Origin of the sequence: Actinomadura geliboluensis (assembly GCF_005889745.1) — a bacterium.
Classification (GTDB): Bacteria; Actinomycetota; Actinomycetes; order Streptosporangiales; family Streptosporangiaceae; genus Spirillospora; species Spirillospora geliboluensis.
Map to the genome: position 1 here is coordinate 13536 of NZ_VCKZ01000057.1, position 14638 is coordinate 28173.

Below are 14638 nucleotides of genomic sequence, written 5' to 3' on the forward strand. Positions count from 1 at the left end.
GATGGCCTTCTTCCTCGGCGCGGCGGCGTTCGTCGTCGCGCTGCTGGCATCGGTGATGCTCCACGAGGGCGGGCACCTGCTCACCGCCAAGCGGTTCGGGATGAAGGCCACCCAGTACTTCGTCGGCTTCGGGCCGACGCTGTGGTCCACCCGCCGGGGCGAGACCGAGTACGGGGTGAAGGCGATCCCGCTCGGCGGCTTCGTCAAGATCGTCGGCTATACGCCGCTGGAGGAGATCGACGCCGCCGACCGGGACCGCGCGTTCTACCGGCAGCCCGCCGGGCGCCGCGCGATCGTCATCGGGGCCGGCGTCGTCGCGAACTTCGTGTTCGCGTTCGTGCTGCTGATGGCGATGGCCATGACGATCGGCGAGCCGCGGCCCGGCACGGTGACCAGCACGGTCGAGCGGGTCACCTCCTGCGTCCCGGCCACGATGCGCGGCGGCTGCGGCGACGGCCGGCCGCCCTCGCCGGCGGCGCGGGCCGGGCTGCGGCCCGGCGACCGGGTCGTCGCGTTCAACGGCGCGCCGGTCTCCGACTGGAACGACCTCACCACCGCGATCGGGAAGGCGAAGCCGGGGGAGACGGTGAAGGTGACCGTCCAGCGGCCGGGCACCGGGCAGGTCACGCTGCCGGTCACGCTCGCGGACGTGGGCGGGGAGCCGTTCGTCGGCGTCTCCGCGAGGATCGCGGGCGGCGGGTACGACCGGGCCGGGCCGGTGGACGCGGCGGTGTTCGCCGGACGCGGCATCGGCCGGACCGTCGAGGGCATCGGCAAGGTCGCGGCGGACCTGCCGAGCGCGATCCCGCGGCTGTTCTCGCCCGAGCGGGAGAGTTCGCCCGGCGGCCAGGTCGGCAGCGTGGTCGGCGCGACCGAGGTGTCCGGCCAGATCTTCTCCTCCGAGGACACGGCCCGCGACAAGGTCGCGCTGTTCCTGTCGCTGGTCGTGTCGGTGAACATCTTCCTCGGGGCGCTGAACGTCCTGCCGCTGCTGCCGCTGGACGGCGGGCACCTCGCCGTCGTCGCGTACGAGCGGGCCCGGGCGGGCGTCAACCGCGTCCGCGGGCGGCCCGATCCGGGCACGGTCGACATGACCAGGCTGCTGCCGCTGACGTACCTGGCGGTCCTGCTGCTGGTGGGGTTCGGGGTGCTGCTGATCCTCGCCGACCTGTTCAACCCGCTCCGGCTACCGGAGTGACACGGGATGTTCACGAAGAGTGGCCGGATGGGCACACTCTTCGATACCGGGCGGCGTCATGTCCGCCTCCCGGGGCGCTTAGGCTTTGTACGGGGCCGCAAGTCAGAGGAGAGGGATGAGCGTTTCACTGGGAATGCCTAATGTCCGCGGCGAGGGGGACGGGCCGGGGGCGCAGGGCCTGAGCACGCCCCGCCGCAAGTCCCGGCAGATCATGGTCGGGAGCGTCCCGGTCGGGGGCGACGCGCCGGTCTCGGTGCAGTCCATGACCACCACCCTCACCGCCGATGTGAACTCCACGCTCCAGCAGATCGCGGAGCTGACCGCGTCCGGGTGCCAGATCGTCCGGGTCGCGGTGCCGTCGCAGGACGACGCCGACGCGCTGCCGGCGATCGCCCGCAAGTCGCCGATCCCCGTGATCGCCGACATCCACTTCCAGCCCAAGTACGTGTTCGCCGCGATCGACGCGGGCTGCGCCGCCGTCCGGGTGAACCCGGGCAACATCAAGAAGTTCGACGACAAGGTCGGCGAGATCGCGCGCGCCGCCGCGGACGCGGGCGTGCCGATCCGCATCGGCGTGAACGCCGGCTCGCTCGACAAGCGGCTGCTGGAGAAGCACGGCAAGGCCACCCCCGAGGCGCTGGTCGAGTCGGCGCTGTGGGAGTGCTCGCTGTTCGAGGAGCACGGATTCCGCGACATCAAGATCTCGGTCAAGCACAACGACCCGGTCGTGATGATCGACGCCTACCGGCGGCTGGCCGCGGCCTGCGACTACCCGCTTCACCTCGGGGTGACCGAGGCGGGCCCGGCGTTCCAGGGCACGATCAAGTCGGCGGTGGCGTTCGGCGCGCTGCTGGCGGAGGGGATCGGCGACACGATCCGGGTGTCGCTGTCGGCGCCTCCGGTCGAGGAGGTCAAGGTCGGCACGGCGATCCTGGAGTCGCTCGGGCTGCGCCGGCGCGGCCTGGAGATCGTGTCGTGCCCGTCCTGCGGGCGCGCGCAGGTGGACGTCTACACGCTCGCCGAGCAGGTCACCGCCGGTCTGAAGGACTTCCCCGTCCCGCTGCGCGTCGCGGTGATGGGCTGCGTGGTGAACGGTCCCGGCGAGGCCCGCGAGGCCGACCTCGGCGTGGCGTCCGGCAACGGCAAGGGACAGATCTTCGTCAAGGGCAAGGTCATCAAGACCGTCCCCGAGGCGCAGATCGTCGAGACCCTCATCGAGGAGGCCATGCGCATCGCCGACGACATGGGCATCGAGATCGGCGAGGACGGCTCGGTCAGCGGGCCGGGCGCCGAGGTCGTCGTCGGTTGACCCGCATGGTCGTCGGCTGACCCGCAGGGTCGCCGGCCGACCAGGCCGCCGCCGGCCGGTCCGGCACGAGCGCCGAACAGGGCCCCGGGTGCGAACCCGGGGCCTTTCGCATGCGCGGAGACGACCGGGGTTGTCACAGAGTTCCGCTGATCTTGTCACGATTCGGCATCCACTCATGAGGGGCCCTGTCGAGGCTCGCCGCAAAGACGCCAGAATCACCTGTCTTTTACCCGTATGTCTGACTCAACCGGAGTCAGCACGATAGGGGGATATGTGAAGAGGATCGTTGTCGTGGCCGCGGTGGCCGGGCTCGGCCTCACCGGCGTGGGCGCCACAAGCGCGCAGGCCGCGGGCCCCTCCGCCGGAACGGCCGGAGCCTTCAATCCCGCCGCGGCGCAGTGGCACGCCTGCCCCGCGGACTTCGTCCAGACGGTGCACGATCTCTACGACGGCCTGTACCCGGTCTCGAAGATCGTGCAGTGCGCGGAGCTCCAGGTGCCGCTCGACTACGCCAAGCCGAACGGCACGAAGATCACCGTGCAGCTCACGAAGACGCCGCACACCGGCGACGGCCCGGCCAAGGGCGACATCATCGTCAACCCGGGCGGCCCGGGCGGCGGCGGCGCGCTCTTCGGACCGCGGGTGTTCGCGCAGAACTCCGCGCCGATGCGCGACGCCTACAACGTCATCGGGTTCGACCCGCGCGGCGTCGGGATGAGCGTCCCGGCGCTCCGGTGCGACCCGGCGTGGTCGAACGCGCCGCGGCCGGACTACGGCACCGGCGACCGGCAGTCGGTCTCCACCTGGCTGCGCAAGTCCAAGGGCTACGCCGAGGACTGCGCCCGCAACGACGAGATCGGGCTGCTGAACCACGTCAAGACGATCGACTCCGTCAACGACATCGAGTCGATCCGCAAGGCGCTCGGCAACGACAAGATCGACTACTACGGCGCCTCGTACGGCACCTACCTCGGGTCGGCCTACGCCACGATGTACCCGAAGAGGGTCGACCGGATGGTGCTGGACGGCAACGTCGGCCCGTCGGACGCCTGGTACGACGCCAACCTCAACCAGGACGTCGCGTTCGACAAGAACATCGACTACTACTTCGGCTGGATCGCCAAGTACGACTCGGTGTACCACCTGGGCACGACCCAGCGCCAGGTGCGCGACTTCTTCTACGGGCTGCGCGCCGAGCTCAAGGACAAGCCGGTCTACTACACCGACCAGGACAGCGGGCAGACCCTCGCCGTCGGGCCGAGCGAGCTGACCGACGTCATCCTGAACGCCGGCTACCGCCGCAGCCAGGCCATCTGGCACGGCTACGCCGCCGGGCTCGCCGCCTACAAGACCGGCGACACCGCCACGTTCGCCGGGACGTTCGGCGCCCCGACGACCGGCGAGTCCGACGACAACGGCACCGCGATGTACCTCGCCACCGAGTGCACCGACGTCCAGTGGCCGACGAGCTGGGCCAAGTGGCACCGCGACAACACCCGGATCAACCGCAAGCACCCGTTCGAGACCTGGGGCAACGCCTGGTTCAACGCGCCGTGCCTGTTCTGGCCCGCCAAGGCCGGCACGCCGGTGAACATCGGGCACACCCGGGACCTGCCGGACAACATCCTGATGTTCCAGTCGACCGCCGACGCGGCCACCCCGTACGAGGGCGCGCTGGACATGCAGCGCCGGCTCAAGGGCTCGCGCCTGGTCGTCCAGGACGGCGACCGCACGCACTGCATCGTCCACCGCGGCTCCGCCGAGGTGGACGCCTACTTCGACGCCTACTTCCTGCGGGGAGAGCGGCCGGCGAAGCGCACCGTGCACGTCCCGCAGCTCGGTGACCCGGTCCCGCCGTCGCAGGCGGCCGCCCGGACGCTGAGCGGCTCGGCGGCCTCGAAGGCCGCCCGGCTGGAGGCCGACGTCATCCGCTGACGCCGGAGGGCCGGCGATCGGCCGGCTTCATGAGGGCCCCGGGGAGCGATCCCCGGGGCCCGCGCGCGTTCCGGGCGCGGAACGCGGCAAACGCGCGGCGATATCACGAAGTTCCGTTGATCTTGTCACGATTCGGCATCCAGTCGTGCGGCGGACTGCCGTCATAAACGACATAACCGCCACAATCGCCACGCAATCCGCATCCGCTACGTATCGGCGCGGTTCCCCCCTTCGGCCCAGTCGGGCGGCCGGACCCGCCGATCTGAGGGGGTCACGTGAGAAAGATCGTTCTCGTCACGACCGCGGTGGTCGTGGCGACCGGGGGCGGCGCCGCGGTCGCCGCCTCCGCGAGCGCGGACACCGGCCGGGCCGGCGCCGCCGCGGCCCCGGTCCGGTCCATCGACTGGGGCAAGTGCGAGGTCAGCGGCCCGAACGACCCGATGAACCAGGCCCAGTGCGCGCAGGTCGAGGTGCCCCTCGACCACGGCCGGCCCAACGGGCGCAAGATCTCCATCGCGGTGTCGCGCTTCAAGCACACCGACGAGAAGAACTACCAGGGCGTCCTGTTCGTCAACCCGGGCGGCCCCGGCGGCTCCGGCCTCGCCTACTCGCCCGCCCTCGCCCGCTGGATCGGCGGCACGGGCCACGCGGACGTCGCGGCCAAGTACGACATCATCGGGTTCGACCCGCGCGGCGTCGGCTCCAGCAAGCCGGCGCTGACCTGCGACCCGAACTACTCCGACCCGATCCGCCCGGACTACGTGCCGAGCTCGTGGAAGGAGGAGCAGGCCTGGATCGCCAAGTCCAAGAAGTACGCCCGGGACTGCGCCGACAAGTTCGGCTGGCTGCTGCCCCACATGCGCACCACCGACGCCGCGCGCGACGTCGAGGTGATCCGCGCCGCCCTCGGCCAGGACAAGATCAGCTGGTACGGCTTCTCGTACGGCACCTACTTCGGCGCCACCTACGCCACCCTCTTCCCCAACCGGGTGAAGCGGATGGTGCTGGACGGCAACGTCAACCCGAAGACGGTCTGGTACGACGCCCAGCTCGAACAGGACAAGGCGTTCGAGCACAACATGAAGGCCTGGTGGGCCTGGATCGCCGAGTACGACTCGGTCTACCACCTCGGCAAGACCGAGAAGGCCGTCGAGGCGAAGTACTACGCCGTCCGCGCGGCGGCGAAGAAGGCGCCGATCGGCGGCCAGATGGGCCCGGACGAGCTGGACGACACGGTCCTGTCCGCCGGCTACAACACCGGCTACTACATCCCCTTCGCCGAGGCGCTCTCCGCCTGGGTCAACGACGAGGACGCCTCCGGGCTCCTCGACTGGATGAGCGCGGGCGGCGACGACAACGGCTTCGCCGTCTACAACGCCGTCCAGGCCGCCGACGCCCGCTGGCCGCGCAACTGGAGCAAGTGGCACCGGGACGCGGTGAAGCTCCACGAGCAGGGCTACCGCTTCAACACCTGGAGCAACGTCTGGTTCAACGCCCCGGTCGCGTTCTGGCCGTTCAAGGGCGGGCCCGAGTTCCGGCTCAAGGGCGCCAAGAACCTGCCGGGCATGCTGCTCGTCCAGTCCACCGAGGACGCGGCCACGCCGGTCGCGGGCGGGCTGGAGATGCACAAGGTCTTCCCGTCCTCGCGGCTGGTGTTCGAGGTCGGCGGCAAGACGCACGCCAACACGCTCAACGGCAACGCCTGCCTGGACGACAAGGTCGCGGCGTACCTCGACACCGGCGCGCTGCCGGCGAGCCACCGCGGCCCGGACGCCTACTGCAAGGCCGTCCCGGCGCTGAACGACCCGGACCCGACGGCCATGGCGCTGAAGGCCGCCCGCACCACCGCGGGCAAGGACCTTCCGGTCGGACGCCCGTAGGACCCGGATAGCACGCCGTCCCGTGGCGTGCCCGCCTCCTCCTCGGGGGGCGGGCACGCCACGGTTCGTTTCGGGGCCGGTGCCCCTGCTTACCCCGGAATCGCGCGATCCGGGGTCCCGCGCTCCGCGCCGCCCGGCCGGTAGAAAGCGGGGGTGCTGAACGACGCTGGAAGGAGGGCGGCCGCCCGGACGGCCGCCGCCGCGGTCGCGCTCGGGGCCGCCGCCATGGGAGTGCCCGCGGCCGCCGCCGCGAGCCCCGCGCCGCAGGCCGCGCCCGCGCCGCGCGGGCTCGCCTGGAAGCCGTGCCCCGCCAAGGACCCCGTCGAGGGCGGCAAGCTCAAGGGCCTGGAGTGCGCGACCCTCCGGGTGCCGCTCGACCACGCCCGGCCCGCCGGCAAGAAGATCACGCTCGCGCTGACCCGGGCCCGGCACACCGCGGCCCGGTCGAACGGCGCGGTGCTGCTGAACCGGGGCGGGCCCGGCGCCCACGGGCGCGACCTGCCCGGCTTCTTCCGGGACTCGCTGCCGGAGAAGGTCGCCGCGTCCTACGACTGGATCGGCTTCGACCCGCGCGGCGTCGGCGCCAGCAAGCCCGAGCTGATCTGCGACCCCGCTTATCAGGACCCCGGCCGCGCGCGCCCCGACACGGTGCCCGCCGGTCCGGCCGAGGAGCGCGCCTGGACGGCGAAGGCGCGGGGGTTCGCCGACGACTGCGCCCGCCGGTACCGCGCGGTCCTCCCGTACATGGGGACGGCCGACTGGGCCCGCGACATGGACGCGATCCGGCGCGCCCTCGGGCAGCGGAAGATCAGCTACTTCGGCTACTCGTACGGCAGCTACCTCGGCGCCGTGTACGCGACGATGTACCCCGGCCACGTCCGCCGCATGGTCCTCGACAGCGTCGTGCGGCCCAGCGGCGTCTGGTACCAGAACAACCTCGACCAGAACGTGGCGTTCGAGAAGAACATCCGCGCCTACTTCGCCTGGATCGCCCGCCACCACGCGGTCTACAAGCTCGGTGACACCGAGCAGAAGGTCGCCGCCGCCTACGCGAAGGCGCGGGCCGCGCTCAAGGCGAAGCCGATCGACGGGAAGATCGGCCCGTCCGAGCTGGACGACGCCTTCCTCGCCGACGGCTACGCCGACCTCGCCTGGCCGGCGCACGCGCGCGCCCTGTCGGCGTTCGCCGTCCGGAACGACCCCGGCCCGCTGCGCAAGGTGTGGCAGCCGCCGTCGCGGCTCGACCAGAACAACTACACCGTCTACAACGCCGTCCAGTGCCGCGACGCCGCCTGGCCGCGCGACTGGGCCCGCTGGCACGCCGACAGCGAGCGCCTCTACCGCACCGGCAACCGCTTCGAGACCTGGAGCAACACCTGGTACAACGCGCCCTGCGCGTTCTGGCCGGTGCAGGGCGGCCCGCCGCCGCGCGTGCAGGGGCGTTCGACGCTGCCGCCGATCCTGCTCGTCCAAGCCTCGAAGGACGCGGCCACGCCGTACCCGGGCGCGCTGGAGACGCACCGCTCGCTGCCCACGTCCCGGCTTCTGGTGCAGGCCGGCGGGCGCAACCACGGCGTCGCCCTGTCCGGTGACGACTGCGTCGACAAGGCCGTCGCCGCCTACCTCGGCAACGGCCGGCTGCCCGCGAGCAGGCCCGGACCGGACGCGAAGTGCCAGGCCCCGGCGGCGCCCGAGCCCGGCGCGGGCAAGAAGCGGCACCGCGACGACGAGGGCGCCGCGCGGCACTGACCTTTCGCGGCCGGGCCGGTGTGCGGGCCGCGGCGGTGCGCGGGCACCGGACCGCATAGGCTTGTCCACGTGGAGCTTTCAGTGGTGAGGGCCGAACGGGGGCCCCTCCCGTCGAGGGACCGGTAGCCATGCGCATGCTGGGCTCGATGCCCGTGCGCGTGCTGGACGACCGGTACCGGGCGGAGGCCCTCGCGATCCTGGACGCCGACCCGGTGTCCAACGTGTTCGTCAGCTCGCGCGTGCACGCCGCGGGGCTCGACCCGCGGCGGCTCGGCGCGCAGATGTGGGGGTACCTGCGCGACGGGCGGCTCGTTTCGCTGTGCTACTCGGGCGCCAACCTGATCCCGGTCGCGGCCGGTCCGGAGGCGATCCGCGCGTTCGCCGAGCGGGCGCAGGCGCAGGGGCGGCGCTGCTCGTCCATCGTCGGGCCGGTCGACGCGGTCGGCGAGCTGTGGGAGATCCTCGCGCCGTACTGGGGGCCGCCCCGGGCCGTGCGCGCGTCCCAGCCGGTGATGGCCACCTCCGCCGTCCCGGACGTGCCGCCCGACCCGCACGTCCGGCGCGTGCGGATGGAGGAGTTCGACATCGTCTACCCGGCCTGCGTGGCGATGTTCACCGAAGAGGTCGGGGTGTCGCCGAACGCCGGGGACGGGGGAGTGCTCTACCGCGCCCGCGTCGCCGAGCTGATCCGCGACGGCCGCGCGTTCGCCCGCATCGAGGACGGCCGCGTCACGTTCAAGGCGGAGATCGGCGCCGTCACCCCGCGCGCCTGCCAGGTGCAGGGCGTGTGGGTGCCGCCCGACCTTCGCGGCCGGGGCCTGTCGGAGACGGGGATGTCCGCGGTGGTGCGGGAGGCGCTGCGCAGCGTCGCGCCGACCGTGTCGCTGTACGTCAACGACTACAACACGCGGGCGCGGGCCGCCTACCGCCGGGTCGGGTTCGGCGAGCTCGGCTCCTTCATGTCGATCTTGTTCTGACCTGCGTCCGGCTTGTCGGTGCGTGACTGATCTGCCCTGATCCCTGATTTGATCTTGCGCGGCGGGTACCATCCCGCCGTGGAGTTCGCCGGGGCACTGCGGCAGGCCGTCCAGGCGAGCGGGCTGACGCTGGAGCGGATCCGCCACCGGCTCGGGCGGCGCGGCCTGACGGTCAGCGTCGCCACGCTCAGCTACTGGCAGCGGGGCCGCAGCCGGCCCCGCTCGCGCACCGTCGTCGTCGCGCTGGAGGAGATCCTCCAGGTGCCGCCGGGCACCCTCACCGAACTGCTGGACGACCCCGCGCCCACCGCGGCGCCCCCGCGCGGACCGGCCGGGCGCGGCGGGGCCGGGGCCGGGCCGGGCGGCGCGGGCGACCGGGCCCGCAGCGTGCGCGACCTGTGGCCCGATCCCGAGCGGTACGCCTTCCTCGTCGGGCAGCTCGACCGGTCCGGCGACCACCGGCTGGAGCGGCTCAGCATCCACGACGTCTACCGCCTGGACGAGGTGCGCCGGTCGTGGACGCTGTCGGTCCGCACCGTCGTGCGCGCCGCCGGCGACGACATCGACCGCATCGTCTGCGTCCACCAGGTGTCCGGCGGCCAGGTGTCCGGCGGCCCCGCCCCGGCGGCCCCCGCCGGGCTCGCCGACGTGCGGTACTGCCGGCCCGGCCGGGTCCGCGCCGAGGGCGGCCTGATGGCGTTCGAGCTCGTCTTCGACCGGGTGCTGTCGGCGGGGGACACGGCGGTCGTCGAGTACGAGCTGGGGCCCGCGGCGGAGTCCCCGTCCGACAGCTACGACCGCCGCTTCGCCCATCCCGTCCACGACTACGTGGCGATCATCCAGTTCGACGGCGACCGGCTGCCCGCCCGCTGCTACGGGTTCACCGCCGAGAGCTCGCAGGCCCCGCGCCGCCGGCTCGGCGAGCTGTGGGTCGGCACGTCCGGCAGCGCTAACATCGCGGTCGGGTCCGTAAGGCGGGGAATAGTCGGGATCGAATGGGAGTGGCACTAGCGCGTGGACCCCTGGTTGTGACAAGTTGCCTGTTGGCAACGGGGACCAACCGCTTTACAGTGAGCGCGGAAGTTGCAATCGCAGGAGTCAAGGCCGTTGGACGGGGGCCGGCCGGAGCAGATCCGGAGGCCGCAGGTGCAGAGTGTCGCAGAGGACGATCTCCTACAGGTCCTCCAGTACGGGCCGTTCAACGTCGCCCTCCACGCCGCCATCCAGGCGCGCGGCCTCAGCCTCGACTCGCTGCGGCGCCGCCTGGAGGAGCAGGGCATCGCCGTCAGCCTGTCGACGCTGAGCTACTGGCAGCGCGGCCGGACCAGGCCCGAGCGCGCCGACTCGCTGCGCGCCGTCCGCGGCCTGGAGGTCATCCTCGAACTGCCGCGCCACTCGCTGCTGACGCTGCTGAAGCCCACCACGGAGCGGACCGCCGGGCCGTGGCTGCCGGTCGAGGAGCTGTGCCCGGAGCCGGGCGTCCGCGACCTGCTGGACGAGATCGGCGACCGCGGCGAGCGGCTGCTCACCGGGCTCAGCCTGCACGACCAGTACGTCGTCGGCCGCCGCCGGGAGCTGCGCGAGGTCCGCTGCCGGGCGGTGTTCCAGGCCCAGCAGCGCGGCGTCGACCGCTGGATCGCGGTGTACCACCACCCGCAGGGCGTCCTGCCGTCGTCGCGGACCGTGCGCGGCTGCCGGTTCGGCCGCGTCCGGATGGACGAGGCGAGCGGCCTCATCGCCGCCGAGCTGCTGTTCGACCGGGCGCTCGGCCGCGGCGAGACCTACCTGCTGGAGTACGGCTTCGGGTTCGACGAGACCGGCCCGCCCATCACCGAGGAGGGCCGCGGCTTCCGCACCCCGCAGCACGAGTTCCTGATCGAGGTGCGGTTCCACCCGTCCGCGCTGCCGGCCCGCTGCCACCGGACCTGGCGGCCCGACGGCCACACCGCGCTCAAGGACTCCGCCGACCTGCGGCTGTCCAGCTACCACAGCGTCCACTTCATCGAGTTCGGCATGGCCGCCGGCTACCACGGCATCCGCTGGGAGTGGGACTAGCGCGCGAGCGCGGTCACAGGACGAGCAGGCGCAGCAGCCGGTCCAGCTCGGCGGCCGGGTCGGCGGTGAGCCCGGCGTGCACCGGCCCCGGCTGGACGATCGTGCTGCGCGGCGCCGTCAGCCACCGGAACCGCCGCCCCGGCGGCTCCGCCGCGGCCTGCCCGGCGCGCTCGCCGCCGCAGCACACCGCGTCCACGCCCTTCAGCGAGGCGCGGACGCCCTCCAGGTCGAGCGAGGGGTCCAGCGCGTGCAGGCGGCGCTCGTCGAGGTGCGTCCGGCAGCCGAGGTAGTCGAGCGCCCGGCAGTACACGACGACGCCCACGTTCATCGACTCGCCCCGCTCGACGCGCGGGACGACCCGCAGCGCCGCGTACTCGAACACCGTCGGCTCACCCGCGGCCCTGATGTTCGTCGTGGGCGCGTCCTGCGGGGGGACGGCCCCCCGCGCCCCCCGGTTCGCCTCGCTCATGCCGGACCACCCAGCCATCCGGGACGGTTCTGCCCCCGCCGCGCCGAGGTGTCCGGAGCGCGGCCGCTGACGTCGAGGTCGGGCAGCCAGTCGCGCGGCTTGCCGGCGCGCGGCAGCAGGATCTCGACGTAGGCGTCGCGGAGCGCCTCCGGACCGGCGAAGCCGGGCTCGCCCTCCAGCCACCGGTCGGGCACCAGCGCGACCACCTCGCGCAGCAGCCCCTCGGTGATCTTCGGGGCGAACGCGGCCTCCGCCGCCTCCAGCCGGGACGCGTACGGGGTGAGGACGTGGTCGTCGACGTCGTACGCGCCGGCGAACAGCCGGGCGGCGTTCGCCCACGCGTGGTGGAAGATCAGGCTCGCGCCGTGGTCGATGAGCCACACGTCGCCGTGCCAGACGAGCATGTTCGGGTTGCGCCAGCTGCGGTCCACGTTGCCGATGAACGCGTCGAACCACAGCACCCGGGACGCGAAGTCCGGGTCGGGGGTCCAGCCGAGCGGGTCGAAGCCGAGCGACCCGGGCAGGAAGTCGACGCCGAGGTTCCAGCCGGGGCTGGCCTTGAGGAGGTCCTGGACGTCGGGGTCGGGCTCGTGCCGGCCGATCGCCGGGTCCAGGTCGATCAGCACCTGCTCGGGCACCCGGAGGCCGAGCCGGCGGGCCAGCTCGCCCGCGACCACCTCGGCGATCAGCGCCTTGCGCCCCTGCCCCGCGCCGTGGAACTTCATGACGTAGGTGCCGAGGTCGTCGGCCTCGACGACGCCCGGCAGGGAGCCGCCCTCGCGGAGCGGCGTCACGTATCGGATGGCCGTCACATGTGGCAACACGTCGCAACGCTATCGGCTGGCGGTCCGCGCGGGATAATCCATTACATGGGCGTTGAGCTGCTGGACCTGTCCGTGCCGATCACCACGGGCATGCCGGTCTACCCGGGCGACCCCGAGGTGGAGGCGGTGCCGGCGCTGACCGCGGCCCGCGACGGGGTGAACGTCCTGCGCCTGCACATGGGCTCGCAGACGGGCACGCACGTGGACGCCCCGTTCCACGTCGACGACGCCCTGCCCCGCCTGGACGAGCTGCCGCTGACCCGCTTCACCGGCCCGGCCGTGGTCATGGACGTCCGCGGCCTGCCGCCCCGCGCGCCGATCCCGCCGGACGCGCTCCCGCCCGGCCTCGAACCCGGCGACGTCCTGGTCATCGCGACCGGCTGGTCGGAGCACTGGGGCACCGGCGGCTACCTCGCCCATCCGTACCCGGCGCCCGAGACGGCCGAGGCGATCGTCGCCGCGGGCGTCCGCACGGTCGCCGTCGACACGCTCAGCGTGGACCGCACCCCGCCGCCCGGGTCCGAGGAGTTCTCGCTGGCGGCGCACCGCGTCCTGTGCGGCGCGGGCGCCGTGATCGCCGAGAACCTCACCGGGCTGGACCGGCTCGTCGCGGCCCAGGACGCGGGCTGCGCGATCGAGGTCTCGCTGTTCCCCATCGCGCTGGCCGGCGCCGACGGCGCGCCCGTCCGCGCCGTGGCCCGCGTGGACGACCGGGCCGTTCTCGTCTGACCCCGCCTCTGTAGGGTGCCGGGGAACCGGGAGAAGGAGGGCCCGCATGCGGCTCGGGGTCACGATGTTCGCCACCGACCGGACGATGGTGCCGCACGAGCTGGCGCGGGCGGCCGAGGAGCGCGGCTTCGCCTCCCTCTACGTCCCCGAGCACACCCACATCCCGGTGGCCCGCGAGACGCCCCCGCCGACCGGGGACGACACCCTCGCCGAGGAGTACGCGCGGACCCTCGACCCGCTGGTGGCGCTCGCCGCGGCGGCCGTGACGACCGAGCGGATCACGCTCGGGACCGGCATCCTGCTGCCCGCCCAGCGCGACCCGATCGTCACCGCGAAGGCCGTCGCGACGCTCGACCGGCTCGCGGGCGGACGGGTCGCGCTCGGCGTCGGGTACGGCTGGAACGCCGAGGAGGGCGCCGACCACGGGGTGCCGTGGAAGCGGCGGCGGGCCGTGGCGCGCGAGCACGTCCTCGCGATGCGGGCCCTGTGGACGGACGAGGAGGCGTCCTTCAAGGGCGAGTTCGTGAGCTTCGAGGCGTCCTGGTCGTGGCCCAAGCCGGCCGGCAGGGTGCCGGTGCTGCTCGGCGGCGCGCCGGGCCCGACGCTGTTCGCGCACATCGCCGAGTACGGGGACGGGTGGCTGCCGATCGGCGGGGCGGGCATCCGCGAGGCGCTGCCCGGCCTGCGGCGCGCCTGCGCGGACGCCGGACGCGCCATGGTCCCCGTGATCCCGTTCGGGACGCTGCCGACCCCGGAGAAGCTCGGCTACTACGGCTCGCTCGGGATCGAGGAGGTCGTGCTGCGCGTCCCCGCCGGCGACCGCGAGGCCGTCCTGCCGGTGCTGGACGAGTACGCCCGCGCCTACCTGTGAGCTAGCGGATCATGCGGTAGCAGAAGAAGGTCGGGAAGCGGTAGTACTGCCCCTTCCCCGCCTTCACCGCGCCGAGGATGATGAACGTCCACCCGCCGATCAGCAGCTCCAGGTACGGGAAGAGCAGCAGGGCGAGGAAGGCCGGCGCCTCCATGACGATCGCCGGCGGCACGCACACCGCCAGCACCGCCAGGAGATGGATCAGCATGGTGAGCTGCATGTTCATCGACTGCGCCGCGTGGAACCTGGTGAACGGCGAGGTGTCCTTCTTCACCAGGTAGATGATCAGCGCGGGCAGGAACCCGATGATCGCGTTCCCGATGTAGGCGAAGATCGCCCAGGTCGTCTCCTCGGAGGGGCCCTGCGTCGGCACGCCGTAGGGGGAGCCCGGCGGGCCGTAGCCCCACCGCGGGTCGTAGCCGCCCGGCGGCTGCCCGTACGGCTGACCGTACGGCGGCGGCTGGCCGGGTGGTGGCCGACCGGGCGGCGGCTGGACGGGCCCCAGTTGATCGCCTCGCCGCCCCAGCGGACCCATTCGCTCTGGGTGGGAGCCCGAGGAGATCGCGGCGTTGCACCCTACACTCGCTAGAGGCTTTTCTCGACAGCATGGGATCACTCACTTCACCTAAAACGGCTCGGCAT

General features: G+C 72.9%; 13 protein-coding genes. 10 read left to right on the forward strand and 3 right to left on the reverse strand.

What is annotated here, in order from left to right:
* The first annotated feature begins 1 nt into the window (after position 1).
* From ETD96_RS10965 to ETD96_RS45790, 8 genes are all read left to right on the forward strand, one after another.
* Positions 2 to 1198, forward strand: a complete 1197-nt coding sequence (locus ETD96_RS10965) for a M50 family metallopeptidase (protein WP_138636212.1) — start codon at positions 2 to 4, stop codon at positions 1196 to 1198.
* Between the two features lie 115 nt (positions 1199 to 1313).
* Positions 1314 to 2507 carry a flavodoxin-dependent (E)-4-hydroxy-3-methylbut-2-enyl-diphosphate synthase gene (gene ispG / locus ETD96_RS10970; protein ID WP_420884746.1) on the forward strand — a complete coding sequence of 398 codons (1194 nt, stop codon included), beginning with the start codon at positions 1314 to 1316 and terminating at the stop codon, positions 2505 to 2507.
* 273 nt (positions 2508 to 2780) lie between these two features.
* Positions 2781 to 4442, forward strand: a complete 1662-nt coding sequence (locus tag ETD96_RS10975; protein WP_171068968.1) for an alpha/beta hydrolase — start codon at positions 2781 to 2783, stop codon at positions 4440 to 4442.
* A gap of 275 nt (positions 4443 to 4717) precedes the next feature.
* A complete protein-coding gene (locus tag ETD96_RS10980) occupies positions 4718 to 6322 on the forward strand; it encodes an alpha/beta hydrolase (protein ID WP_240807493.1) in 1605 nt (534 codons plus the stop codon).
* Between the two features lie 153 nt (positions 6323 to 6475).
* Entirely contained in the window at positions 6476 to 8071 is a 1596-nt protein-coding gene (locus tag ETD96_RS10985; protein ID WP_240807495.1) for an alpha/beta hydrolase, read from the forward strand.
* Positions 8072 to 8205: 134 nt separating this feature from the next.
* Entirely contained in the window at positions 8206 to 9048 is an 843-nt protein-coding gene (locus ETD96_RS10990) for a GNAT family N-acetyltransferase (protein WP_138636226.1), read from the forward strand.
* 78 nt (positions 9049 to 9126) lie between these two features.
* The gene (locus ETD96_RS10995; RefSeq protein ID WP_138636214.1) at positions 9127 to 10059 is read left to right on the forward strand and encodes a helix-turn-helix domain-containing protein; all 933 of its coding nucleotides are present in this window, start codon (positions 9127 to 9129) and stop codon (positions 10057 to 10059) included.
* 135 nt (positions 10060 to 10194) lie between these two features.
* Positions 10195 to 11103, forward strand: coding sequence for a hypothetical protein (locus tag ETD96_RS45790; protein WP_138636215.1), 909 nt, complete (start codon positions 10195 to 10197; stop codon positions 11101 to 11103).
* A gap of 13 nt (positions 11104 to 11116) precedes the next feature.
* Here the strand turns inward: ETD96_RS45790 and ETD96_RS11005 are convergent, their stop codons facing one another.
* Both ETD96_RS11005 and ETD96_RS11010 read right to left on the reverse strand, forming a co-directional pair.
* Positions 11117 to 11572 carry a DUF3037 domain-containing protein gene (locus ETD96_RS11005; RefSeq protein ID WP_138636216.1) on the reverse strand — a complete coding sequence of 152 codons (456 nt, stop codon included), beginning with the start codon at positions 11570 to 11572 and terminating at the stop codon, positions 11117 to 11119.
* Positions 11569 to 12396, reverse strand: a complete 828-nt coding sequence (locus ETD96_RS11010) for a HipA family kinase (RefSeq protein WP_138636217.1) — start codon at positions 12394 to 12396, stop codon at positions 11569 to 11571. The genes ETD96_RS11005 and ETD96_RS11010 overlap by 4 nt, the downstream gene beginning before the upstream one ends.
* Before the next feature lie 45 nt (positions 12397 to 12441).
* Between ETD96_RS11010 and ETD96_RS11015 the strand changes: the two genes are divergently transcribed.
* Positions 12442 to 13125 (forward strand): cyclase family protein, encoded by a 684-nt coding sequence (locus ETD96_RS11015; RefSeq protein WP_138636218.1) that lies wholly within the window; start codon positions 12442 to 12444, stop codon positions 13123 to 13125.
* 46 nt (positions 13126 to 13171) lie between these two features.
* Positions 13172 to 13996, forward strand: coding sequence for a TIGR03619 family F420-dependent LLM class oxidoreductase (locus ETD96_RS11020; protein WP_138636219.1), 825 nt, complete (start codon positions 13172 to 13174; stop codon positions 13994 to 13996).
* Position 13997: 1 nt separating this feature from the next.
* Here ETD96_RS11020 and ETD96_RS11025 read toward each other — a convergent pair whose 3' ends face one another.
* Complete coding sequence (locus tag ETD96_RS11025) at positions 13998 to 14531, reverse strand: DUF4870 domain-containing protein (RefSeq protein ID WP_138636220.1); 534 nt, start codon at positions 14529 to 14531, stop codon at positions 13998 to 14000.
* Positions 14532 to 14638: the final 107 nt, after the last annotated feature.

Coding starts and splice junctions, on each gene's coding strand:
- ETD96_RS10990 (WP_138636226.1), top strand. CDS start 8,206: ATGCTGGGCTCGATGCCCGTGCGCGTGCTGGACGACCGGTACCGGGCG.
- ETD96_RS11005 (WP_138636216.1), bottom strand. CDS start 11,572: ATGAGCGAGGCGAACCGGGGGGCGCGGGGGGCCGTCCCCCCGCAGGAC.
- ETD96_RS11020 (WP_138636219.1), top strand. CDS start 13,172: ATGCGGCTCGGGGTCACGATGTTCGCCACCGACCGGACGATGGTGCCG.
- ETD96_RS11025 (WP_138636220.1), bottom strand. CDS start 14,531: ATGGGTCCGCTGGGGCGGCGAGGCGATCAACTGGGGCCCGTCCAGCCG.
- ETD96_RS10965 (WP_138636212.1), top strand. CDS start 2: ATGGCCTTCTTCCTCGGCGCGGCGGCGTTCGTCGTCGCGCTGCTGGCA.
- ispG (WP_420884746.1), top strand. CDS start 1,314: ATGAGCGTTTCACTGGGAATGCCTAATGTCCGCGGCGAGGGGGACGGG.
- ETD96_RS11015 (WP_138636218.1), top strand. CDS start 12,442: ATGGGCGTTGAGCTGCTGGACCTGTCCGTGCCGATCACCACGGGCATG.